The organism is Polyangiaceae bacterium (assembly GCA_020633235.1).
Classification (GTDB): Bacteria; Myxococcota_A; Polyangia; order Polyangiales; family Polyangiaceae; genus JACKEA01.
On sequence record JACKEA010000001.1, the window covers coordinates 951,416 to 973,016 of the forward strand.

A 21,601-nucleotide genomic window follows, 5' to 3' on the forward strand; every position below is an offset into this window, starting at 1 on the left:
GGCGATGCATCGACGCGGGCAGGGCGGAACCAAAACTACGATTACTACGATTCCTATGAATCGTCCGCGGATGTGGTCCCTCGGCATTTCGCGGTGCAATACTCGCTGCCTAGGTGGGAGCAGTGACGGCAGTGGGAGAGCGCGCGAGCGAGATCGCGCTCGACGTGGTGGAGAGTCTTCTCGAAGGCTGTCAGGTGATCGGGTTCGACTTCCGCTACCTGTACATCAACGAGGCAGCGTGCGCGCAAGCGCGCAAGGCGCCGGAAGAGCTCCTCGGCCGCACGATGATGGAGTGCTACCCGGGCATCGACGAGACGGCGATGTTCGCGGAGCTGCGCGAGTGCATGGCGGAGCGCACGCACAGCCGAATGGAAAATGAGTTCGTGTATCCCGACGGCTCGGTGGCGACGTTCGAGCTGCGCTTCGTTCCGGTGCCGGAAGGCGTCTGCGTGCTGTCCTTGGACATTTCCGAGCAGAAGCGGTCGGCGCGGGAGCTGGCGAAGCTGGAGCAGCAACTACGCCAGGCTCAGAAGTTGGAGGCGGTGGGGCGCCTGGCCGGGGGCGTGGCCCACGATTTCAACAATCTGCTGTCCGTGATTTTGAGCTACTCCGGTCTCCTTCTCGACGATCTCTCCGAGGGGCAAACCATGCACGCGGAGATCGAGGAGATCGATCGCGCAGGGCAGCGGGCACGGCAGCTCACCCGTCAGCTGTTGGCCTTCAGCCGCCAGCGCGTTGCGGAGCCGCGCGTGATCGATCCGGCGCAGGTCATCTCCGGCATGCACGGGATGTTGACGCGCCTCTTGGGGGCTGGGGTGGAGCTCGCGGTGCTCTCGCGGGCTCCGGTCGGCACCATTCGCGTGGACCCCGGCAGCGTGGAGCAGGTGCTGTTGAACCTGGTGGTGAACGCGCGGGACGCCATGCCGGAGGGCGGGAAGCTCACGGTGGAAACCCGCAACGTGGACCTGGACGCGGGCTACGCCGACACCCATTTCGACGTGAAGCCCGGGCGCTACGTGATGATCGCCGTGACTGACGCCGGCGAAGGGATGGACGCCGAGACCCAGTCCCGGATGTTCGAGCCCTTCTTCACCACCAAAGACGTGAGCAAGGGCACCGGGCTCGGGCTTTCCACGGTGTACGGCCTCGTGAAGCAGAACGGCGGGCACATCTGGGTGTACAGCGAGGTGGGCTCGGGCACGACGTTCAAGATCTACTTTCCCCGAGTCGACGCCGGGGTGCACCACGAGTCTTCTCAGCCGCCCGCTTCCACGCGCAATGGCAACGAGACCATCTTGCTGGTGGAGGACGACGACCAGGTGCGCGGGGCGGCCTGCGCCATCCTGCGCCGGAGCGGGTACCGCGTGCTGGAAGCCGCAAACGGTGGGGAAGCGCTGCTCGCCAGCGAGACCCACGCCGCGAACATTCACTTGCTGCTGACGGACGTGGTGTTACCGCGGATGAACGGACGAGATCTGGCCACGCGCCTCGCCGTCGTCCGCCCCGAGATGAAGGTTTTGTACATGTCGGGCTACTCGGAAGACGCCGTGATGCAACACGGCATCTTGGAGTCCGACGTGGCGTATCTGCAGAAACCCCTCACGCCGGACGGGATCCTGTGTCGAGTACGCGAGGTCCTCGACAGCTGATCAGTCGGCTGTCCGCTGCTGCTGCTCGCCCAAGAGCACCTTCCGCGGCCCTTCCAGGATCAGGTCGGCCAAGAGCTCCCGCTGCTCGGGAGTGAAGATGGCGAGCACCGAGTCGGTGCGCTTTCCCGCGTCCTTCACCCGGTCCCGCAGTATGCCGCGCTTCTTTGCGCGGAAGGCGTTCAGCGCTTCGCGGAAGCTCTCCCCTTCGAACGCGTCCACCAGGCCCAGCAGCTCCTCCCGAGACGGTCTGAGTTGCTTGTTCTCTCCACGGAGCTCCTTGTGGATCCGCTTCAGCGCGTCGACCTGAGCCGTGGACAGCATCAGCTCCGACGCGAACTGCTGGAATCGACCTTGGTGGCGCTGGTCCTTCCGCCCCATCTTCTCCTCGATCCGGGCGCGGAGTCCCGCGGCGACGGCGGCGCGCTGAGCGGGGCGCAGCGTGCCGTGGATCTCCTCCAAGGCGTCGGCCGTCCGATCCATGCGCTCTTCAATCGCCTTGACCGCGGTCGCGACGGAGTCGTCGAACTGTTTCGAGTCCGCGCTTCCGGAGCGAACGATGGCCACCGCGGACTTCCGGAGCTTGTCTCGGAGCTGCTTTCGACCTGCTCGATCTCGACCGAGCTCGTCCTGAATCGTCGTCAGCGTGGCGGCCTGCTCTGCCGTGAGGTCGGCGCGGGCGCGCGCCTCCTGGATGATGACGTTCACCGGGCCGTGCATGTGGCGGTGGTGGGTGCCGAGCTCCTGGGTGCTCACCTTCTGCTGCTCGGCGGGCGGGTCCACCTTGGCGGCGCAGGCGACGGCCCCCAGCAAAACCGCGCCGGATGCGATGGCGACCAACCGAATGCGACCCTTTGCTTGGCTCCTCATGGCTTTCAGCTTAGACCGTCCCGGCCACAAAGCACGTTCATGAACACTTCTTCACAATCCAAAAAGGCCGGGAAAAAGCGGCGGCCCCGCATCAGCCGAGCCAGCAGCATCCGGCTGGTCGCGGCCTTCGACCTGCTGGAATCCCTGCGCTCCCGCAAGGCGGTGGTGCTCTTGGCGCTCTACGGACTGGGGTCCATCGGAGCCAGCGCCATCTTCATCCGCATCTTGTCCGCCGTTCGCGAGCGCCTCGAAGAGCAGGTCGGGCAAGCCGTGGACATGAAGATGATGATGGAGAGCCCGGGCATGGCTCGCATCATGGGGGCGCTCTCGGGGGATGCGGACGTGGCCAAGGCCATCGTGGCGATCCCGCCGCTGGCGTTGTTCTACGGCTGGCTGGCGATTCACTTCGTGCCGCTGCTGGTGCTGTTCACGTCGGCCGACGCCATCAGTGGAGACGTGTCCAGCGGCGCCGTACGTTACTCGTTGTTTCGCACGGATCGCGTGAGCTGGGCCGTTGGCAAGCTGGTCGGGCAGACCTGCTTGATGGCCGTCGGCGTGCTCGTCGGTGCGGTAGCCTGCTACGCGATGGGCCTGGTGTGGCTCGACGAGATGCCCGCGGGCGCCACGGCGTACTGGCTGCTCCGCATCTCGGGGCGGGCCATCGTGTACAGCTTTGCCTATCTCGGCATGGTGCTCGGCGCCTCCCAGCTGACGCGCACCAACGCGCGCGCGGCGGGCCTCGCGTTGCTCATCATGTTCGTCTGCTGGCTGGGCGGGAACATCGTGCAGGCCGAGCCCATCCGCGAGCAGGCCCCCGGCTTCTTCGACGCCGTTTCCAAGCTGTTCCCCAGTGGCCATCACCTGGCCCTGTGGCATCCCGGCCTCAGCCACGCACTGCCCGCGTGGATGGGCCTGATCGTGATTGGCTTGGCCTTCTTCGGTCTGGGCTTTCTCCGCTTCTCCCGGAGGGACGCATGACCGCCGCTCTGGAAATCCGAGGCCTGCGCAAGGCCTACGGGCGGACGCAAGCGCTGGCCGGTCTCGACCTCACCGTACCCAAGGGCGTCATCTGCGCCTTCATCGGTCCCAACGGTGCGGGGAAGACGACCACCTTCGGCATCGTGGGTGGGCTCATCCGACCGGACGCCGGCGAGGTGAGCATCCTCGGTCGCGGGCCGCTTTCGCCTCACGAGCACCCGGGCTCCCTCACCATGCTGCCGCAGGATTGCGAGCTCAGCCCGCATGTCACCTTGCGCCAGCTCCTGGTTCACTATGCCCGGCTTCAGGGTTTGTCCGCCGCGGAAGCAGAGCGGGACGTGGATGCACGTCTGGACGAAGTGGCGCTCGCGGAGCGCGCGGAAGCCCGCATCAAGACGCTGTCCCACGGCATGCGTCGCCGCGTGGCCATCGCGCAGGCTCTGCTCGGCGACCCGGATCTGGTGCTGCTGGACGAGCCCACCAGCGGACTCGATCCGGAGCTGGTCGTGCGCATGCGTGACGTCTTCGCCTCACACCGCAAGAAGCGCACGTTGGTCGTCAGCTCCCACAACCTGCTCGAGCTCGAGGCGCTGTGCGATCACGTTGCCTTCATCGAGCGCGGTCGCTGCACCCAGAGCGGCTCCATGGCGGACGTCACGGAGCAGGGCCTCATCATGCGCTATTCGGTGGAAGCCGCAGTGGACGTGGCGGCCTTGGAGCAATCGCATCCAGAGCTGGAGATGACGTGGGAGGGCAAGGTGCTCATCGCGCGGGGATCCGGTAGCTGGACGCCCGCCGCTCTCAACGCGACGATCTTGCCGTACCTCCTGCACCTGAACGCCGGCGTCCTCGAGATTCGCCGTGGCAAATCGCTCGAGGACGCCTACATGGCCGGTAAGGCCGAAGCCGAAGAAGACGAGGACTGAGTCAGAGCGAGCCCATCTGCGTGCCGGACTCGTCGAAGCCCATGTTCAGAATCGGGCTCCACTCGAGGACGCCGTCTTCCGCGTGGTTCAAGAGGCCGATCTGCAGACCGCGGAGCTTCTTGGCGTGGTTGAACACGCCGATCTGCACGCCGTTGGCTTCGTCGGTGATGTTGGCGATGCCGAGCTGCACGCCGTTCATCTCTTCGGCGTAGTTGCCGCCGCCGATCTGCGCGCCCACGTGCTTCTCGAAGGCCAGGTTGGCCCCGCCGATCTGACCGCCGTAGGACTTCTCCGACAGGTTCGCGGCGCCGATCTGGGCCAGGCCGCGAAAGGTCTTGGCACCGGAGAAGGCGCCGGCCTGCACCACGCCGCTGAAGTCCATCGTGGCGCTGATGAAGCCCACCTGTGCGATTCCGCGGAAAGCGTTGGCGTAGTTGTGAAGGCCGAGCTGAGCCAGGGTCCAAACGGCGCTGTCGTCGCTGTTGTGCTCCTCGTACAGCTCCTTGCCCTGGGCGTTGAACACGCCGATTTGCGCTAACGTCACCATGTCGCCCTCGGCGCGGTTGAAGCCGCCTACTTGCAGCGCTCCGACGAACGAGTCGTCCGTCAGGTTGTAGCCACCGAGCTGCATCAGGCCCGTGAAGCTCTCCGCTCGGTTGTAGCCCGCGAACTGGAGCGCGCCGTAGAACTCCTGGCTTCGGTTGTGGCCCAGGGTGATCTGGCCAACGCCGTAGAAGTAACGGGCGCGATTCTCTCCCAGGCTCACCTGGGCGACGCCGCCGAGCTCGTCGGAGAGGTTTCGACCGAGGGCCAGCTGAGCCACGCCGAAGTGGCTACCGGCGTCGTTGCGGATCAGCGCCAGGGACGCCGCTCCGTAGAAGCGCTCCGTCCGGCTCTGCGCCGCCGACAGCGTCGCCACGCCGATGAACGTGTCGCGATGGGTGCGGAGCCCCGCGTCGAGCACGTACCAGTTCTTCGGTGGATCCTCCGCCACGACCAGATCGCGATCCACGGGCTGAGGGTTCTGCGCGCGGCAGTCGGGGGTGCCGCAGGCATCCTGCGCGCGGTCCGGCACGATTTGCTGCCGCTGCACTTGCTGCTGGTTGGTGTCGCCTTGGAGCGCCCCCTCGACCATCACCGGGGCACCCGCCGGGCGGGTTCCGATGTCGTCGTCCTTCGGCTTTTCAGCCGCGGCAGGCGCCGCCAGCGCCAGGAGACCCACTACATTCAGGACCAAGAAAGCCGTTTTTCTCATGACGTCACGAAAACGGCCCGAGCCCGGTACGCTTACACTCCTTTCGAGGAGAAGCGGGATGACGGAGCTACCGGACGGATTTCACAGCATCACGCCCCGAATCGTCGCAGCCGGAGCTACGGACCTCGTCCACTTTCTGCAGCAGGCCTTCGGGGCCGAGGGAGAGCTCTCGGGAGACGCCCCGGCCATCCTGCGCATCGGTGATTCGACGTTGATGGTGAGCGAGGCGGGCGAGCGCGCTCCCGCCACCGCGTTTCTCTACCTCTACGTGGCGGACGCCGACGCCTGCTACGGACGCGCCGTGGAGCTGGGAGCCACACCGCTCGAGGCTCCCGCGGACATGCCCTACGGCGATCGCCGCGCGATGGTCGAGGATGCCTGGGGCAACGTCTGGCAGATCGCTACGTACCGCGCCGCCGCCGATTGATCGAGAGCATGTCGGTCCGCCGCGAGCCCCTGCGCGGCGCTCACTTCCGCGCCGCAGTCATCGACGACAGCGCCAGTCGATCCACGGCGGCGTGGTCCGCCTCCGCGGGTAGCCGCGAGGCCTGCGCGGCCCGCCGCATCTCGGCCGAGAGCTCCGCCGCCATCCGTCCCAGCTCGTCGAAGCTCAACGCTCCGTCGCGGATCGCATTCAGCTCGTCGGCGTCCGGGCGCCGCACCCGGAGCTCGCCGTCGCGGAGCACTTCGAGTCCCATCCGCATCAATCGCACCAGGTGCATCGCGTGCTTGGTATCGTAGCCGTGCCGCGCTTCGAGGTCGGCCCGCGCGCGGTTACGCTGCGCGGCCCAGCTCTGATACGCGTCCCAGTGCTTCTTCGCCGCGCGATACCGCTTCTCCGCGTTCAGCGCGGTGACCACGTCCCGGGGCAAGCTCAGCGCGTGGCTCGCGATGGCACGCAGACGCTCTTCGATCTCGGAGTCGGGCGCACGGACCACGTCCGCCACTAGCTCCCGCAGACGTCCCTGAATCTCGATGCGCGTCGCCTTGGGCATCTCGATGTCGTCTACACCGTAGGCCCGGAGCTTTTCGGCGAGCGCCTGCTCGATGCGATTGTCGTCGTCCCGCGAGAGGGTGCCCTCGCTCTGCGGCAATCCGAAATCCGCGCGGTTCGGCTTGGCGGCGGGTGGGTGCAGCAGCCACGCTCGGTGCGTCTCGATACGCTTGAGCTGCGCCAGCGCGTAGCCCGAGAACGTCTGCTCCACTTTGCGGGTCAGAAACAGGTGGCGTTCGGCGTGGATCCGTCGCCACTCGGGGCTGTCCACGAGCCAATCTTCCTCGTCGGCGAACAAGATCTCGAGCGCGTTCGGGTTGGCCGCCGCACACAGCCGCAGCAACTTCGCGACGTCGAAGATCAAGCACTCCGTCCGTACCCGCGCGGCCTCGCGGGCGGCGGGCCGCGCGGCGAGTCGCTCCAGAACGACGCGCGATAGCTCCCGCGTGAGCGTCCCTTCGTACTGTTCGAAATCCTCGAACAAGGACAGGCGCGTTCCGAGCGGCGCGATGCCCACGCCCCGCAAGTCGAGATCCGAGCCCTCCCGGGCGGTGCCGTGGGCCTGGCTTCCGGCCAGCGTGAGGAAAATCGTGTCGCGATCGGGGTCGAAGCTCATCGGGCTCGATCCAGGCGCAGGCGAACCACGAAGTCCGACAGCGCGTCGGTGGTGGTGGCTTCGCGCGGCAGGGTGCTCGCGTCGCGAGCACGCTCGAGCTCGTTCTTCAGACGCGACAAGACGGCAGTGTGAGCGGAGATGTCCGCCGCCGAGAGCGGCATTCTCTCGGTTCCTTCGCGCTTGCGGGTCACGAGCTCGTCGAGCTGGCCGAGGCGAAAGTGCTCGTTCAAGACGCATACGTTGGCCACCACTTCGCCGGTTTGCATCATGTGGATGCCGGTGAGGAGCACCCGATAGGCGTACAGCAAGTGCTTCACGGTCGGGTCGGGCTCGGACAAACGTGCGAGGCGGCCACGAAAGAAGCCGAGGTAGTGCCGCGCCGTCGGTCGCGTGATGCAGCCCTTGCCGAGCTGCATCAGCTCTTCGTGGGCCGGCGTGGTCACCACGACCAACGGAGAGTACAGCTGCTCGAGCACGTAGCCGTTGTGCTCGGTCATCATGCGCGCGAACTTGCGAACGTCGTGCGCGACCCAATCGAGATCCACGCTGCTCTCGTCGTCGATGGTGATGGTCTCGGCGGGCGGCGAAAGGCCGAGGAGCTCCCGGGCCGGAAGCAGGAATGCACCGCGCAGATCCACGTCGCTGTCTGCGCTCGCGAAGCCATAGAGGTGCGCGCCGCTGATGGTGGCGAACACCGGTTCGGGACCTTGACGTGTGATCTTGGCCAGCTGCTCGCGGTCGAGCCAGCTCCAGACTTCGTCGAGCTGGGCCGGCGTCATCGCGGCCGCCGGCCGTGGGCCAGGTAGTGCAAGAAGCCGCGGGCAGCGGAGATGGCTCCCGCGTCGATCGCCGTCTTCATTTCGTGCTGCAAGCGCAGCGTGTGGGTCCAAAGCCCCTCGAACTCCGCCTCGGCGCCTCCGCCCGCGAGGAATCGCCTGCGTGCCTCGTCCTTGGGCCCTCCCGTGAGGGAAACCCCAGCATCGAAGAACTGAAACAGCTGCGCGAGCTCGGTGCGCATGCGTGGCTGCTCGTAGGGCGGGTGAAGCCAGGGACACTGGTCGTTCACGCGCACGGCGACTTCCTCCAGCCCGGCGGCGGACAAGAGCTCGGGCAAATGCTCACCGACGGCGCCATCGCCTTCTCCGAGGGCCTGCTTGCCTTCGCGACAAACGTGGAAGAACCGCAGGTACGGCTCCAGATCGCTCCAGGGCATGCGCGGATATGCGGCGAGGTAGGAAAGCGAGTTGACGAAGTTGTTCGGCTCGGCAACCACCACCAGGCCGCCCGGGCGGCACACCCGTGCCATCTCGCGCACCGCCGCCGCCGGATCGCCCAGGTGCATGAGGACCGTCTGGCACGTCACCATGTCGAAGCCGTCGTCGTCGAAGGGTAGAGCCATGGCGCTCCCTTCCCGGAGCTCGAAGCGTCCCTTCAAGCCGAGGCGGTCGGCGCGCGCCAGAGCCTTTTCGCGAAAGCCCACCTCGATGTCGACGCCAACGATCTGCGCGTCCCTCGGCAGGAATCGGCTGAGGCGCTGGGACCAGTGGCCCACGCCACAACCAACGTCGAGCAGACGGTGGACCTCGGACAGCCGCCAGCGCTCGGCCATCAATCCGAGATAGCCGTCGTCCCACCAGGAGTCGCGCCAGTCCCCGTCGAAAGCCGCGAGCTTGCCGTACTCGTCCGCGTCCCAGCGGTTCTTTCCCGGTGCCATGACTCGCGCAACGTCCCCGCGCGCGGCGCCGCCGTCAACGTGTCACTTGGGGCGGGCCAGGATCTCCATGAAGCGCGAGCTGTCGTGCGCCAGGTACACGCACTGCTCGTCGACGGTAAGGTCCACGCGCCCGCCACCTGCGGTGACGTCTGCCACACGGAAGTGCTCGAGCTCTTCACGCTTGCCGCCGGCGCGCGGGAGCCGCACCACCATGTCACGCTCGGAGTAGGCGGGAGTGTTCAGGATGTAGAGGTCGCTTTCGTCCCAGGCCAGGGCCTCGAAGGGCATCGCGCCGTCCCCGGTGAGCGTCTTCACCGCTCCGCCGGCGTCGGATACTTGCTGTACCCCGGTGGACGATTGAAACAGCACGACGCCGCCGCCGGGCACGATGCGCCCGGGGAATGCTTGCTTTTCCGCGAGCACGGTCAGCGCGCCACCCGTGAGCGCCAGCTTCAAGATGCGCCGCTTGCTCCAGTCGCTCACGTAGGCGGCGGCGTCGGTCACGGTGAGCGCGCTGTACTCGCACTTCGTGCTCTTGGACGCGCGCGGGATGCTGGCCACGACGGTCGTCGTTCCGCTCTCGCCTTCGACGCTGACCAGCTCGTCGGCTTCCTGGTCCGCCGGGCATCGGAGCGCGTAGAGCTTGCCGCCTCCCAACGCGAGAGGCTTTCCCACCTTGGGTGCGAGCTCCCGAGCCTCCCCGCCGGATAGAGGCAGCGCCATCAGCTTGCGGCCGACGGTGAAGTAGGCCGCGCCCTCGTCGACCACCAGGGCGTCGGGCGCCTTCGTCGAAGTGACGTGGCCGATCTCTGCGGCCTTGTCGCCGTTGCGCGGCATGGCCAGCAGCGTCGCGCGGGCGCGGGCCTCCTCGTGGGCGAATACGTACACGTGTCCGTTCGCCGTGACGGGCAGCGCCGCTCGGCCGCCGTGGGCGCCAATGGCCACCAGCTTCTTCTTCGCGAGGGCCTTGCACTGGATCGGGGAGGGGACGGGCTTTGGCGTGCGCGCGACGGGCGCGGGCGCCGACGCCGCCACGGGAGCTCTGACCGACGAGACCGCCGTGCTGGGCGCCGTGGCCTCGGCCGGTGCGGGCTCTTCCTTGCATCCCAGAGCGAGCGGGGCAGCGAGCAGGGCGACGAACAAGCGCATGCGAGGCTTAGACTCGCCGACCCGCGCCGCGTCAAGCGGTCGCCATCAGTGGTTCCGCGGCGGACCGACATCCTGAGGCAACCGGTGGTGCCGGGAGTCCGAGGGGGGCGCCATGAGCGTCTCCCCGGTCCAGGCCCGTCGTCCCGAACACCCCCGACTCCCGGAAGCTCCACCGCCCGAGCGCCCGGAGCGCCCGGCTCGAGCCGAAGCAGCGCTGCGCCCTGCGGTGCATTCCCTCGTCACGCAGCGTGGCGCGTCCGCGAGCACGGAGCAGATCAAGGCGCGGCTCCAGAGCTTCATGGAAGCGGCTTCTGGGCCCTATCGCGTGGGCGGCAAGGAGCTCGTGGTACCGCCGGCGTTCCGCATGGTCGGCGGCATGAACCAAGAGTCGCCCGGAGTGTACGTCACGCGCATCCGTCGAGAGCTGTCGCCAAAGGCGTATCGCGCGGTCGCTCGCGATCTCGGGCTGGTCACTTCCGGCAAGGGCACGCCGGAACAGATCCGCCGCGTCACGCAAGCGGTGATCGACTCGCCGGCGGGCGCGCGCTACCCGGCTACGGAAGCCGGCGTGCGACAGTTGATGTGGGACCATGGCATCGGAATGGACTGCTCGGGCTACGTGCACCACGCTTTCCTGGCCGCGCGCGGGGCGCCGGCGGCGCGCTATGGGCTCGGAGACGTGCTGGCGTCGGGGCTGCAAGCGCCGTCACCGCGCACGTTTCGTCGCGTCGACCCGGCGGACGCCAAGGCGGGGGACGTGATGGTGCTCACGGGCGGGTCGGACGGCACCGGGCACAAGGTCATCGTGTTCGATCGCCACGCGGTGCCGCAGAAAACGGCGATGCACCAGCGCATCGCGCGGGCCCTGGGGGATTCGCCCAACTCGCGCTTCGTGATCCTCGAATGCGATTCGGCCTGGGGCGCCGGCGGTGAGGCCAGCCGCGGCGGAGTGGAGCGCCACGCTTGGGCGTACGATGCGGGCAGTGGGCGCTGGGCGTCGTTGGTGAAGGACGATCGCGGGCAGTGGCAGGCCTTTGCCTCCCGAAAACCCGGCCCCTACGACCACGACTTGATGGGCGTGTTCCGCCCGCGAACGGAGAGCTGAGGTGCGCCGAGCTGCCATCGTGCTGCTCGTGCTCCTGAGCTGCGACCAGACACCGCCGAGGGAGCGGATGGCGGCTCGGGATGCGTCTGCGGCGGCCGACAGCGAGTGCGGGGACGCTGGGGCGTGCTTGCGCGCGGCGGCCGCGCGTCTGGGATCCGATCCGGACGTCGTGGAGCGGCTCTCGGCGCGCGGCTGTCGCCTCGATCCGCATGCCTCCTACCGCGGGCTGTCGTGCCAGTTCTTCGACCGCGCGACGTTCGAGCGTGCAGCGCGGCTCACCCGCGAATGTCGCGCAATGCAGGCGGGCGCATGCCGCGGCCTCGGAGACGTGCTCAGTCCCTTCGACCAAGAGCGGGCGCACGCCGCGTACACCAAGGAGTGCGCGCTCGGGGGGCTCGGCGCGACCTGTGCTCGCTTTCTCGCGTTCTTGGCGACGCCGCCGCGCTGTCCGCCGCCGCGCCCGGCGCTGAGCTATGGACGCTGTCCGAGTGAGGCCAAGTCGCTGCCTCGGCAACAGGGCCAGGTTGCCTTCGAGGACCGAGCGTCGCCGGTCGCTCGGGCGCTCGAAGCGTCGCAGGGTTTCCGCCGGTGCTACACCGCCGCGCTGGTGACGCGGCCGAAGCTCGGGGGGCGCGTGGAGCTGCACCTGACCGTGGACCGCCTGGGGCGCTTCATGAACGTCGACACGACGGGCAGCGAGCTCGACGACCCGCTCGCGCTCGAGTGCTTCGTGCGGGAAGCCGCCGAGCTTTCCATCGACGGTCGCCTCAGGGAGCCGTCGCCCGAGGAGCTACGTTTCGTCGTTCGACCTTGAAGCGTCAGCTGCCGTCCAGCCGCAGCACGTGCCAAGGTCCCGGTGGCGCGACGCTCACGCTGCTGCCGGCCTGAAGCGTGACGTTGCCGTTGGGCTTGCCCGTCGCCATGTCGAACCACTCCCCGGAGAGGGTGCCGCTGGCGTCCGACAGGTCCACGTCGAATGCGGCGCTGCTGCTCTCCGTGGCGATGGCGTACTGAACGCCGGGCTTGGCGGACAAGAACCGCCCGTTGCCCAGTGACTCGAAGCGCGTCCAGGTCCACCAGGAAAGGCCCGGCTCTCGGAACCAAGCGGCCACCTTCTTCATCTCTTCGGCGGACGCATCCGTGAGGTCGGCGAGGTCGTATGCGGTCGGATGGCTGCTTCCGGTGGGCACCGCGATGCCCATGTGACCATAAGTGTAGCCGGCGGCGCCACCGAGCAGGATGCGCCACGTCATGCGTCGGATGCTGACCGGATCGTCCATGCCGCTCTTGCCGTTGTCGAAGTAGTAGGTCTCCGCGGTGACGAAGGGTTTGCCGTACTTTCGTGAAGCGCCTTCGCTCTCGTCGAAGGAAATTTGGCTCGTGTAGTACTGGATCAACAGGAAATCGACGGCGTTGGGCACGAGCTTCACGCCGGTGTCGGCGGCGTGGAGGCCGACCATGCGGCGGTACGGATCGAGCGCGTGGAGCGCGTCGATCATGTGCTGGTACTTCGCGTCGGTGCCGAAGCCGTTGCGGTCCACTTCCTCGCCTCCGCCGAACCCCACGTTGTAGGCGGCGTAGCGCGCGACGATGTTTCGGTACAGTCGTTCCCTCTGCTCCACGGGCCACTGGAAGTGCTTCCCGTTGGAGCTCGTCATCAGGTAGACGAAGAGTCCTTTCTTGACGGCGTATTGAACGCGCGCGTCCACTCGCTGCCAGGAGACGGGGTTCAACACGTCGTGGTCGTCGCCTTGGGTGCCGCCGAAGGGATACTCGCCGTCTTCCCAGTGCTCGGAGTCGTTGTACACGACGGACTGCAGTACGGAAAATCCGAAGTCCTTGCGCGCGTCCGCGAGCTTCTGCCACATGGCGTCGGAAAACAGGGGCTGGTCCCAGGCGCGCTCGTACAAGTTGATCCAGTTGGTGTCGCCAACCCACAGGAACGGCGTGCCGTCGTCCGTGGCGAAGTAGTACTTCGTTGCCGGATCCACGTTCACGAAGCCGTGCGGCGCCCAGCTCGAATACGCGCTCCCCACCGTGAACGAGAAGGTCTTGCCGTCCAGCCCCGGGTCGGCCGGCGTGGACGCCGTGGTCAGCGAATAGGTGCCGGCGTTTCGTGGAGCAAAGCGCACGCGGAACGTGTCGCCGCCGTCCCAGAAGCCGGGGACCGTGTAGGGCGCCTCTCCGCTGCCGCTCGGTGGCGTGACCTGAGCCGCAAGCTCCACGCCCGTGTAGGGATTCGACGGTGTGCTCTCGGCCGTGAGCTCGATCTCGATGGGCTCGTAGCGGTCATGGTCGGCCGTCGGAGCGTCCGGCCCCGCGTCGGAGCTCTGCCCCGCCGCACCTCCCGCTGCGGCGGCGCCGGTTCCTGCGGACGCCCCCGTGCCCTGGCCCGCGGCGCCCCCCGAACCACCCGCCGCGTCGTCTTCCCCTTGGCAGGAGCTGGCGACGAGGGTCAGCGCCAACAGTGCCGTCGAGGCCCATCGCATGGCCGCAGTCTACGCGAGTCTCAGCGATACGCGATACGCACCAAGACGCCGAGCACGACCTGAACCACGATGCCGGCAATGGCGGCGTTCTTCATCTTGGAGCTCTGGCTGGTGATCCACACCACGAGCAGGCCGAGGACCCCGCACAGGAAACCTGCGAGGAAGCCGAGCAGCACGCCGTCGCTCGAAGCGGGGGCGGATGTGGGACTCTGGCCCGCCCCAGCCATGGCCATCGCCGCGCCCCGGTGCTGTCGTCGTTCGTAGTCGCGCTTGAAGACGCACTCTGCGCACATCGTGCCCTGCGACGTCTGGCGCACCGACATTTCGTCCATCGGCTGCCCGCACACCGGACACGCCCCCACCATTTTGATCATGGGCGCTGTCTTTCACGCCCGCGGCGCCGCGACAAGCTCTTCCGTCAGCGTGACTTCGGCTTGCAGAACCCGAAGCTGCCGCCCGGCGTCACCGTGCACTCTTCCTGCTGGGGACAGTCCGAGCTCACGCAACACACCTTGCGGCAGATGATGTCGTCCTGGTCGCAGATGCCGCCGGGTGCGCAGAAGTTCGCCGGGTCCGAGCAGGTGCTCCCGACCTCAGGTGCCGACGCTTGGAGCGGCTTGCAGTTGAATAGACTGCCGTCGAAGTCGCATTGCTGCTCGCTCGTGCACCCGGTTCCGGCCACGGGATCGCAACCGCCGAGCTTGCTCCCGCAGTCTGTGGGCAAGCCGGTTTCGCCCGCTTGGCCCGCGCTGCCGCCGGCCTGCCCACCGCTGCCCGCTTGGCCCGCGCTGCCGCCGGCCTGCCCACCGCTGCCCGCCTGGCCGCCCGTCCCAGCCTCCACCGTGGTCTGCGTGTGAGTGGCGGAGCTGCTGCAGCCCGCGACGAGGACCGTGAACAGAACGCGAAGTAAGCTCATCTTTCGGAAAGTAGCACGCCCCGCGTCAAGGCACCGGTCTCGGATCCGGCGCTTCCTTCATCCATCCGCAATGGGTGAGCAGGGTGCTCTCCATGTGGTGCCGAACCGCCGCGTCCCGCTGTTCGAGGCTCACGCTGAGGAGCATCTGGCAGGCGCCGCCGCCGGGGGCATAGGCCATGACCAAGGGCAGGGTCCCGTCCCCCAGGGCCAGCAACAGGTTCTGTCGAAGCGTTTCCTTGGCAAGGGTCGCCAGGCGTCGCCGCTCGGGCCCGAGATAGGAGCCGCCGAGCGCCGCGGTGGCGAGCTCGAGCTGTCGCCCGGCGGGCCCGAGGGCGCCCATGGACTGCTCCACCTGCGCCAAACGCACGCGGGCGTAGCCCGCGAGGGGCGAGCCGATGGGCGCGCGGATGGACGCCGCGACGAGGTAGTGGCCATGAGCCACGCGAAGCTCCGCTTCGTCACAGAAGGAGGCGCGCAGCGCGGCGTCTCCGAGCGCGGCGTGCGCGCCCGCGAAGCCGGCGCCAAAGGGCTCCCCACGGGCGAGCTGTCGATACTCCGAGAGCGCCTCCGTTCGCCAACCCAGAAGCTCGAGCTCCAGCGCCCGGGTATATTGGATGTCGCTGCGGCGCGATGGCCTCGCGCCCGGCGCGGGCTCGTCTGCCAGCAAGCCCAGGTAGTGCACCAGGCAGTGTCCGGTGTCGCTCGGGTCGGTGCTCTCGACCCGCCGCAGCCGGTCGAGGGCAATGGACAGCCACTCCAGGATCGTGCGCCGCGCTCGCGTGCGCGGTCGCGATCGCACCAGGCCATCTTCGAGCTTGCGCACGGTGCTTCGGTAGTAGTCGGCGCTTCCGAGATCTCCGAAGCTGCGCTCCCGCCGCGCGTCCCGGAGCAGCGGATCCGCGAGCCAGTGTTCCGGAGGCGCCGAGCACTGGCTCGCGGCGGCGCTCGCTGCTCGGTACCCGCGCCCGCTCGGCGCGCACAGGGCTTCTGGGGCAATCGCTCGATCGGAGAGGGAGAGCTTGGCCAGGGCTCGCGTCACCGCGTCGCGGCCCTCGTCCCCAGGAAACTCCGCGGGCGCCCTGGGGCGCATGCAGGCCGTCGCGAGCAGCAAGCTCGCGCAAATGACATGGCCGCCGCGCATCGAGTCCCTTGGACCAAACAGGCGGCGTGGAGCTTGGGTTCCGCGGCGGCGTGTTTGGACGCGGCGGGCAATCCCTGACGCTCCTCTCTTGCATCCTCGCTCGGCATTGGGTTTTGTCGAACCTGGAGGTGCGGGGATGAACAAGCCTTTGAGAGTGGCCGTCGCGTCCATCGCCGCCTATGTGGTGGTGCTGACCTGGGCGGTGCTGTATCTCGCCGACTACGCCATCTGGCTCCACTTCGCCGGACCCGGTGAACGAGTGGGGCTGATGTCAACCAGCCCCGGGCAGACGGTCGTGTACGTGCTGGCGGCGGTGGGCGCGGCCCTCGTGGTGATCAACGGGATCAGCGTGGCTACCCGGGTCAAGCCCGTGGAAGATGCCGCGTGGTCCCGACCGCGGGACGAAGACTGAGTATCCGCCGGCCCGGACCACGAGTATCGTCGAGGCGATGCGCGTCACGTTCTGCGATCGCTGCGGCGCGCCGCTGGACGCGGCCTGGACCGAGATCGTCGTGGTGTGTCAGCACTGCGGCGCGCACAACGCTCCGGGGAAGGTCGGCGAGCCGGTCCCCGCGACGATGCCGGACGACGGCCGCCCGCGGCTGAACGTGGGCGGCAGAACCTACGTGCTCGAAGGGCGCATCGGGGCGGGGGACGCCTGCGACGTGTACCGCGGTCGTTGGGTCAAGCGGCTCGGGGAGCTGTGCGTGATCAAGGTGCAGCGCGCGCTGTCGGACTCCGACCTGCTGCGCCGCGAGTGGGCGATGCTCGAGCGCCTGCACGCGAGCTCCACACCGGGCGCCGAGCACTTCACGCAGCGGCTGCCGCGCATGATCGCGATGGGCCAACTGCACCTGGAAGGGCACGATCGTCTGATCCTGGTCTACGGCTGGCGCAGCGGTTTCGTCCACACGCTGGAGGACGTGGACCGAGTGCATCCCGACGGCGTGGACGCGCGCATCGCTACCTGGATCTTCAAGCGTCAGCTCGAGCTCTTGGGCTGGGTGCACACGACGGACGTGATGCACGGCGCCATCGTCCCGCCGCACGTGCTGATTCATCCGCGGGACCATGGCGCTACCCTGGTGGGCTGGAGCGCCGCCACCACGCGCCCGGAACGGCTGCCCGCCATCAGCCGCAAATGGAAAGCGTTCTATCCGGAGCCGGTGCTCAAGCATCACCAGGTGGTGCCCCGAGCGGACATCGCGATGGCCGCTCGGGTGACGCTTGCGGTGACCGGCGCCAAGCGTTTCGACGAGTCCGGGAAGTTCCCCGGGGCCCTCGGGCGGCTGATGATCGCCGCCGCTGCCGGGCGCTTCGACAGCGCCTGGAGTCTCCGGGACGACTTGGATCAGGAGGCGCTTTCTGCGTTCGGGCCTCCCACCTATAGTCCGCTGCAGATGCCGGGATGGCCGGCCACCGCCCAAGGAGCATGAGCATGGGACACGGCATGTACAGCTACCAGGCCCACGTCGCGATGACTCAGAAGCGCGCGAGCGCCAGCCAAGCGGAGCTGTTCACGCAGCGGCAGTGCCACGATCTGATGAACCCCTTCGGCGTGAAGCTGCGGGAGAGCCGTGACTCGGAGTCTCACCCGCATTCCCTGGCGGTGATCTTCGCGTTGGACGTGAGCGGTTCCATGGGAGAGATCCCCGCCAAGCTCGCGACCGACACGCTCCCCGTGTTCATGAAGGCGCTGCTCGACGCCAAGGTCACCGATCCACAGGTGATGTTCATGGGCGTCGGTTGTGCGCGGGGAGATCGCGCTCCATTGCAGGTCGGACAGTTCGAATCGACCGAGAGCCTGATGGACCAGTGGCTGACCTGGCTGTACCTGGAAGGCGGCGGCGGCGGGGGCAACGAGAGCTACGAGCTGGCCATGTACTTCGCGGCGCGCCACACGGAGACGGACTGCGTGAAGAAGCGCGGGCGCCGCGGCTATTTGTTCATCACCGGGGACGAGCCGCCGAACCCCGCGGTTTCCCGCACGCAGGTGAAACAGCTGATCGGAGACGAGCTGGACGCCGACATTCCCATTGCGCAGATCATCGAGGAGACTCAGCGCTCCTATGAACCGTTCTATCTGATCCCGGATCCGGGACGCGCACGCGCCGTGGAGCGGGCCTGGCGGGATCTGCTGGGAGATCGCGTGATCGTGATGGAGCAGCCGGATCACACCAGCTACGTCGCCGCCGGCCTCGTTTCCTTGCTGGAAGGTTCCTCGGCCTCGCTCGGCGAGCTGATGCAGCGCTTCGCCGAAGCCGGGCTGGCGCCCGAGGTGGGCGCTGCGGTGGCGCGCGCGCTGACGCCGTTCGCCGCCAGCATCGTGCGGGATGGCGCGGCCGAGCCGCCCCTCGGAAGCGCAGCCTTGCCGGGAGGCACCGGGCCGAGCGGCTACCAGCGGTGAGCCTCGAAGCCTGGATCGTCGTCGACCTGGGGTTCGGCGACGCGGGCAAGGGGACGATCACGGACTTCCTCGTGCGCGAGCGCGGGGCCGAGTGGGTCGTGCGCTTCAACGGCGGCGCGCAGGCGGGACACAACGTGGTGACCGACGACGGTCGCCATCACACGTTCTCGCAGCTCGGTGCGGGCAGCTTCGTGCCCGGCGTGCGGAGCTACCTGGGGCCGGATTTCGTGCTGCACCCGGGGGCCCTGCTGGAAGAGGCGCGCGCCCTCGCGCGGGTGGGCATCCCAGACGCCTTCGAGCGCCTGTACGTCGATGACGGCGCGCTCTTGGTGAGCCCGTTTCAAGGTGCCGCGACGCGGCTCCGGGAGCTCGGCCGGGGCGATGGGCGTCACGGAACCACGGGCGTCGGCATCGGGGAGGCCGTCATGGACGCCCGCGCGGGGCGCGGGCTTCGCGCCGCAGACATCCATCGGCCCCGCGTGCTGGCCGACGCGCTCCGGGCCCAGCTCCAGCACGTGCGGACCGAGCTCGCGTTCACGCGTGCGCTCGGCGATCCGCGGGCGGCGGAAGAGTGGCGCCTGCTGGACGACTCCGACGCGGTGGAACGCACCGTGCTGCTCTGGCGCGAAGTGGCGGCGCGCCTTCGCGTGCTACCCCGCGACGCGGCGCGACGGCTGTGGTCCGACGCGCGCTCCGTGGTGTTCGAAGGCGCCCAGGGCGTGCTGCTGGACCAAGACGCCGGCTTTCACCCGCACACCACCTGGGGAGACTGCACGACGCGGGGCGCAAGAGCGCTGTTGCAAGGGACGGGGGCTTCGGTCACGAGCGTCGGCGTCACCCGCGCCTACGCCACTCGTCACGGCGAAGGTCCGCTGCCCACCGAGGACGAGGTCGAACGGCCGGAGCCCCACAACGAAAGCGACGGCTGGCAGGGTGCCTTCCGTAGCGGGCCCCTCGATCTCGTGTTGCTCCGGACCGCGCTGCGCGACGCGGGAGGGGTGGACGCGCTCGCGCTGACGCACTTGGACGCCGTGCCGGAGGAAGTGCCGCTCTGCGATCGGTACCGCGGGGGCCTGACGGCGCTCGACGCGTCGTTCCGCACGCGGCTCGCGCGGGAGGGCGTCGTGCCGGAGCTGGAAATGGTGCCGCGGGACGAGCTGATTCCGCAGCTCGAGGCGCGGGTCCGACTGCCCGTCGTCATTTCCGGCCACGGGCCGGCTGCGTCGCACAAGCGTTGGTCGCGTGGTTCCGCGGCGGACCAACAGAAGCTGCCCATCGGCTAGCCTTGCGCGCCTCTGCCGGGCCTGCGATCTTGCGAGGCATGAAGGTGCGTCGGCTCTTGGGTTCCTTGGTGCTCGTGGCGCTCGGCGCCGCGGTGGGCTGCAGCAGCGATGGCGGCGGAGGTGGAAGCACGCCGGCAGAGACGCCCGGACAGAAGCTGTGTCAGTCCATCAATTCTTACGTGAACAGCTGCAGCTCCGCGAGCACTTGCGACCAGGCGCTGGTGGCGGATTGCGCTGCCGTGGTGGATCTCTTGAGCGAGCCGTACTTGAACGCCGTCCGGGCCTGCATCGACGGCGGCGGTTCGCCGGCGAGCTGCATGGCCAGCGCCTTCTCGGGCCTCACGCCTTCGGCGGCGCAGCAGAGCTTCGCCAGCTCCTTCTGCAACGACTGCGCGGGCGGCTTGATCCCGGGTTGCGAGGGCGTGTTCTTCGATTCGTCGAGCTCGGTTCCGGACGAGCTCAAGGTTGCCGGCGCGCTGGTCTTGCCGATGAGTGACAGCCTGGTGAGCGAGCTCGAGACGCAGTGCGCGAAGGCGAACCCGCTGACGTGCACCGCGCAGTTCTCGAGCTGCGTGCAGCAGGTGATCGCCAGCCGTGCGGTCCCCACGGAAACCGCGAAGTGTCTGATCGACAGTCTGATCAACGGCGACACGAGCGGCGGGGGATGCGGCACGGGCGGCAGTGGTGGCGGCGCGGGGACCGGCGGCGGCGCGGGGACCGGGGGCTTCGCCGGAACGGGGGGAACCGCGGGCACCGGCGGCTTTGCCGGAACCGGCGGCGGCGCGGGGACCGGGGGCACTGCCGGAACTGGCGGCACGGCGGGCACCGGGGGCACCGCCGGTACCGGGGGAACTGGGGGCAGCACTGGCTGCTTCGACGCCGGCTACGAGCCAAACGAGGACGTCGCCAACGCGTCCTATCTCGGCAGCATGACCGATTGCGACGGCACCGGTCAGTCCATCAGCGCGGGTATCGACGGCGCTGCCGACGTGGACTGGTACAAGTTCACCGGCACCGACACCTTCGGCTGCGTCGTGGATCCCACCGCAACGGCCACCGGCTCGGTGAACGTGTGCATGTACGCCGAGTGCAACGGGCTCAGCCTGAGCTGCGATTCCGGCTCACCCTCCACGGAGGGTGGTCTTCAGGGCTGTTGCGACACCGCGACCGGAACGGCAAAGCTATCCATCAACTGCTCGGGCTCCAGCGACAACGCGACCGTGTACGTGAAGGTCACGGCTCCCAACGTGACGCAGTGCACCCCCTACAGCGTGAGCACGCATTACTGATCACGGTGTGTGCCGCGAAAGTGGCACGCTACCGAGAAAAGCCCTGAAAAAGCGGCTGGCATGCCAGGTGCACAGGCGTTGGGCATGACTTTCCGGACGCTTGGGCCCATCGCGCTGGTTTCCTTCTTCGCCGTCGCTTGCGGCGGCGTCACCGACGCCGGTCTGCATGGCGGCAGCGGAGGCGCTGCGGGCCAGGGCACGGGAGGCGGGGCAGGGCAGGGCACGGGAGGCGGCGGGACCGGGGCGACGGCGGGCACGGGCGGGGCCACGGGTGGAACCGGCGGCGGAACCTCTGCCTGTCCAGCGGCGCTTCCCGTGAATGGCTCGGCGTGCTCGGCGGAAGGGCTGTCCTGCAGCTACGGCGAATGCTGCCCGACCTTCGCCCAGTGCCAGCAGGGCAAGTGGCAGGTCGCCGCGGCACCCTGCGCGGCACCCATCTGTCCCGATCAGCCGCCCCAGGCGGGCGAGGCTTGCAGCTGCATGGGCGGTCTCTCCTGCGACTACGAGGTGTGCGAGAACGGCGTGCAGACGAAGAAGCACTTCGACTGCGATGGCAAGAGCTGGCAAGGCTCCGCGGCCTCCAACGGCCAGCCCTGCGCGGGCACCGCCTGCGGCGAAAAGGTGTGCGCCAGCGGTCAGGTGTGCGTGCAGACGTTTCAGGGCTTCGGCGTGACCTTCGCCTGCGAGGACAACCCCTGCCAGGGACAGCCGCTGTCGTGCAGCTGCGCCGCCAGCTTGTGCAAGGGCAACGAGCTGGTGTGCGACGGCGTTTTCGCGCCGAACGTCCTCAGCTGTAGCTGTCCCGTGTGCGCCTGATACCCTC

The 21,601-nt window shown here is 68.3% G+C and carries 22 protein-coding genes; 12 read left to right on the plus strand and 10 right to left on the minus strand.

What is annotated here, in order from left to right; all coding sequences use genetic code 11:
• The first annotated feature begins 122 nt into the window (after positions 1-122).
• The gene (locus tag H6717_04150; GenBank protein ID MCB9576212.1) at positions 123-1,649 is read left to right on the plus strand and encodes a response regulator; all 1,527 of its coding nucleotides are present in this window, start codon (positions 123-125) and stop codon (positions 1,647-1,649) included.
• Here the strand turns inward: H6717_04150 and H6717_04155 are convergent, their stop codons facing one another.
• Positions 1,650-2,516: a Spy/CpxP family protein refolding chaperone gene (locus tag H6717_04155; GenBank protein MCB9576213.1), complete on the minus strand. Its 867-nt coding sequence runs from the start codon at positions 2,514-2,516 to the stop codon at positions 1,650-1,652. It lies immediately after the preceding gene.
• Between the two features lie 39 nt (positions 2,517-2,555).
• On the opposite strand from H6717_04155, the gene H6717_04160 reads away from it, so the two are divergent.
• A complete protein-coding gene (locus tag H6717_04160; GenBank protein ID MCB9576214.1) occupies positions 2,556-3,494 on the plus strand; it encodes an ABC transporter permease subunit in 939 nt (312 codons plus the stop codon).
• A complete protein-coding gene (locus tag H6717_04165; protein ID MCB9576215.1) occupies positions 3,491-4,420 on the plus strand; it encodes an ABC transporter ATP-binding protein in 930 nt (309 codons plus the stop codon). Before H6717_04160 ends, H6717_04165 begins: the two co-directional genes overlap by 4 nt.
• Position 4,421: 1 nt before the next feature.
• Here H6717_04165 and H6717_04170 read toward each other — a convergent pair whose 3' ends face one another.
• A complete protein-coding gene (locus H6717_04170; GenBank protein MCB9576216.1) occupies positions 4,422-5,675 on the minus strand; it encodes a hypothetical protein in 1,254 nt (417 codons plus the stop codon).
• 58 nt (positions 5,676-5,733) lie between these two features.
• On the opposite strand from H6717_04170, the gene H6717_04175 reads away from it, so the two are divergent.
• Positions 5,734-6,102, plus strand: a complete 369-nt coding sequence (locus H6717_04175; GenBank protein ID MCB9576217.1) for a VOC family protein — start codon at positions 5,734-5,736, stop codon at positions 6,100-6,102.
• Between the two features lie 40 nt (positions 6,103-6,142).
• On the opposite strand, the gene H6717_04180 is transcribed toward H6717_04175, so the two are convergent.
• From H6717_04180 to H6717_04195, 4 genes are read right to left on the minus strand one after another with little or no spacing between them, the layout of a single operon-like run.
• On the minus strand, positions 6,143-7,285 hold the full coding sequence (locus H6717_04180) for a nucleotidyltransferase domain-containing protein (GenBank protein MCB9576218.1): 1,143 nt from the start codon (positions 7,283-7,285) through the stop codon (positions 6,143-6,145).
• The gene (locus H6717_04185) at positions 7,282-8,064 is read right to left on the minus strand and encodes a nucleotidyltransferase domain-containing protein (GenBank protein MCB9576219.1); all 783 of its coding nucleotides are present in this window, start codon (positions 8,062-8,064) and stop codon (positions 7,282-7,284) included. Before H6717_04185 ends, H6717_04180 begins: the two co-directional genes overlap by 4 nt.
• Complete coding sequence (locus H6717_04190; GenBank protein MCB9576220.1) at positions 8,061-8,999, minus strand: class I SAM-dependent methyltransferase; 939 nt, start codon at positions 8,997-8,999, stop codon at positions 8,061-8,063. The genes H6717_04185 and H6717_04190 overlap by 4 nt, the downstream gene beginning before the upstream one ends.
• Positions 9,000-9,041: 42 nt before the next feature.
• Positions 9,042-10,148 (minus strand): hypothetical protein, encoded by a 1,107-nt coding sequence (locus tag H6717_04195; protein ID MCB9576221.1) that lies wholly within the window; start codon positions 10,146-10,148, stop codon positions 9,042-9,044.
• Positions 10,149-10,260: 112 nt separating this feature from the next.
• On the opposite strand from H6717_04195, the gene H6717_04200 reads away from it, so the two are divergent.
• Positions 10,261-11,253 carry a hypothetical protein gene (locus H6717_04200; protein MCB9576222.1) on the plus strand — a complete coding sequence of 331 codons (993 nt, stop codon included), beginning with the start codon at positions 10,261-10,263 and terminating at the stop codon, positions 11,251-11,253.
• Between the two features lies 1 nt (position 11,254).
• The gene (locus H6717_04205) at positions 11,255-12,067 is read left to right on the plus strand and encodes a hypothetical protein (GenBank protein MCB9576223.1); all 813 of its coding nucleotides are present in this window, start codon (positions 11,255-11,257) and stop codon (positions 12,065-12,067) included.
• A 4-nt stretch (positions 12,068-12,071) separates the two neighbouring features.
• On the opposite strand, the gene H6717_04210 is transcribed toward H6717_04205, so the two are convergent.
• From H6717_04210 to H6717_04225, 4 genes are read right to left on the minus strand one after another with little or no spacing between them, the layout of a single operon-like run.
• Positions 12,072-13,742, minus strand: a complete 1,671-nt coding sequence (locus tag H6717_04210) for a DUF4038 domain-containing protein (protein MCB9576224.1) — start codon at positions 13,740-13,742, stop codon at positions 12,072-12,074.
• A gap of 20 nt (positions 13,743-13,762) precedes the next feature.
• On the minus strand, positions 13,763-14,116 hold the full coding sequence (locus H6717_04215) for a hypothetical protein (protein MCB9576225.1): 354 nt from the start codon (positions 14,114-14,116) through the stop codon (positions 13,763-13,765).
• Positions 14,117-14,160: 44 nt separating this feature from the next.
• A complete protein-coding gene (locus H6717_04220; protein ID MCB9576226.1) occupies positions 14,161-14,658 on the minus strand; it encodes a hypothetical protein in 498 nt (165 codons plus the stop codon).
• 25 nt (positions 14,659-14,683) lie between these two features.
• Positions 14,684-15,748 carry a hypothetical protein gene (locus H6717_04225; protein ID MCB9576227.1) on the minus strand — a complete coding sequence of 355 codons (1,065 nt, stop codon included), beginning with the start codon at positions 15,746-15,748 and terminating at the stop codon, positions 14,684-14,686.
• A 187-nt stretch (positions 15,749-15,935) separates the two neighbouring features.
• Between H6717_04225 and H6717_04230 the strand changes: the two genes are divergently transcribed.
• From H6717_04230 to H6717_04255, 6 genes are all read left to right on the plus strand, one after another.
• The gene (locus H6717_04230; GenBank protein ID MCB9576228.1) at positions 15,936-16,211 is read left to right on the plus strand and encodes a hypothetical protein; all 276 of its coding nucleotides are present in this window, start codon (positions 15,936-15,938) and stop codon (positions 16,209-16,211) included.
• A gap of 37 nt (positions 16,212-16,248) precedes the next feature.
• Positions 16,249-17,235: a hypothetical protein gene (locus H6717_04235; protein ID MCB9576229.1), complete on the plus strand. Its 987-nt coding sequence runs from the start codon at positions 16,249-16,251 to the stop codon at positions 17,233-17,235.
• A gap of 2 nt (positions 17,236-17,237) precedes the next feature.
• Positions 17,238-18,206, plus strand: a complete 969-nt coding sequence (locus H6717_04240; GenBank protein ID MCB9576230.1) for a VWA domain-containing protein — start codon at positions 17,238-17,240, stop codon at positions 18,204-18,206.
• Positions 18,203-19,489, plus strand: coding sequence for an adenylosuccinate synthetase (locus H6717_04245; protein MCB9576231.1), 1,287 nt, complete (start codon positions 18,203-18,205; stop codon positions 19,487-19,489). Before H6717_04240 ends, H6717_04245 begins: the two co-directional genes overlap by 4 nt.
• A 38-nt stretch (positions 19,490-19,527) precedes the next feature.
• On the plus strand, positions 19,528-20,778 hold the full coding sequence (locus H6717_04250) for a hypothetical protein (GenBank protein ID MCB9576232.1): 1,251 nt from the start codon (positions 19,528-19,530) through the stop codon (positions 20,776-20,778).
• An 84-nt stretch (positions 20,779-20,862) separates the two neighbouring features.
• Positions 20,863-21,594 (plus strand): hypothetical protein, encoded by a 732-nt coding sequence (locus H6717_04255; GenBank protein ID MCB9576233.1) that lies wholly within the window; start codon positions 20,863-20,865, stop codon positions 21,592-21,594.
• Positions 21,595-21,601: the final 7 nt, after the last annotated feature.

Bases quoted from the DNA above. Each gene is read 5' to 3' on its own strand.
- H6717_04235 (MCB9576229.1), top strand. From the start codon at position 16,249: ATGCGCGTCACGTTCTGCGATCGCTGCGGCGCGCCGCTGGACGCGGCC.
- H6717_04195 (MCB9576221.1), bottom strand. From the start codon at position 10,148: ATGCGCTTGTTCGTCGCCCTGCTCGCTGCCCCGCTCGCTCTGGGATGC.
- H6717_04190 (MCB9576220.1), bottom strand. From the start codon at position 8,999: ATGGCACCGGGAAAGAACCGCTGGGACGCGGACGAGTACGGCAAGCTC.
- H6717_04230 (MCB9576228.1), top strand. From the start codon at position 15,936: ATGAACAAGCCTTTGAGAGTGGCCGTCGCGTCCATCGCCGCCTATGTG.
- H6717_04250 (MCB9576232.1), top strand. From the start codon at position 19,528: ATGAAGGTGCGTCGGCTCTTGGGTTCCTTGGTGCTCGTGGCGCTCGGC.
- H6717_04225 (MCB9576227.1), bottom strand. From the start codon at position 15,748: ATGCGCCCCAGGGCGCCCGCGGAGTTTCCTGGGGACGAGGGCCGCGAC.
- H6717_04155 (MCB9576213.1), bottom strand. From the start codon at position 2,516: ATGAGGAGCCAAGCAAAGGGTCGCATTCGGTTGGTCGCCATCGCATCC.
- H6717_04240 (MCB9576230.1), top strand. From the start codon at position 17,238: ATGGGACACGGCATGTACAGCTACCAGGCCCACGTCGCGATGACTCAG.
- H6717_04255 (MCB9576233.1), top strand. From the start codon at position 20,863: ATGACTTTCCGGACGCTTGGGCCCATCGCGCTGGTTTCCTTCTTCGCC.
- H6717_04175 (MCB9576217.1), top strand. From the start codon at position 5,734: ATGACGGAGCTACCGGACGGATTTCACAGCATCACGCCCCGAATCGTC.
- H6717_04220 (MCB9576226.1), bottom strand. From the start codon at position 14,658: ATGAGCTTACTTCGCGTTCTGTTCACGGTCCTCGTCGCGGGCTGCAGC.
- H6717_04170 (MCB9576216.1), bottom strand. From the start codon at position 5,675: ATGAGAAAAACGGCTTTCTTGGTCCTGAATGTAGTGGGTCTCCTGGCG.
- H6717_04165 (MCB9576215.1), top strand. From the start codon at position 3,491: ATGACCGCCGCTCTGGAAATCCGAGGCCTGCGCAAGGCCTACGGGCGG.
- H6717_04200 (MCB9576222.1), top strand. From the start codon at position 10,261: ATGAGCGTCTCCCCGGTCCAGGCCCGTCGTCCCGAACACCCCCGACTC.
- H6717_04185 (MCB9576219.1), bottom strand. From the start codon at position 8,064: ATGACGCCGGCCCAGCTCGACGAAGTCTGGAGCTGGCTCGACCGCGAG.
- H6717_04210 (MCB9576224.1), bottom strand. From the start codon at position 13,742: ATGCGATGGGCCTCGACGGCACTGTTGGCGCTGACCCTCGTCGCCAGC.
- H6717_04215 (MCB9576225.1), bottom strand. From the start codon at position 14,116: ATGATCAAAATGGTGGGGGCGTGTCCGGTGTGCGGGCAGCCGATGGAC.
- H6717_04180 (MCB9576218.1), bottom strand. From the start codon at position 7,285: ATGAGCTTCGACCCCGATCGCGACACGATTTTCCTCACGCTGGCCGGA.
- H6717_04160 (MCB9576214.1), top strand. From the start codon at position 2,556: ATGAACACTTCTTCACAATCCAAAAAGGCCGGGAAAAAGCGGCGGCCC.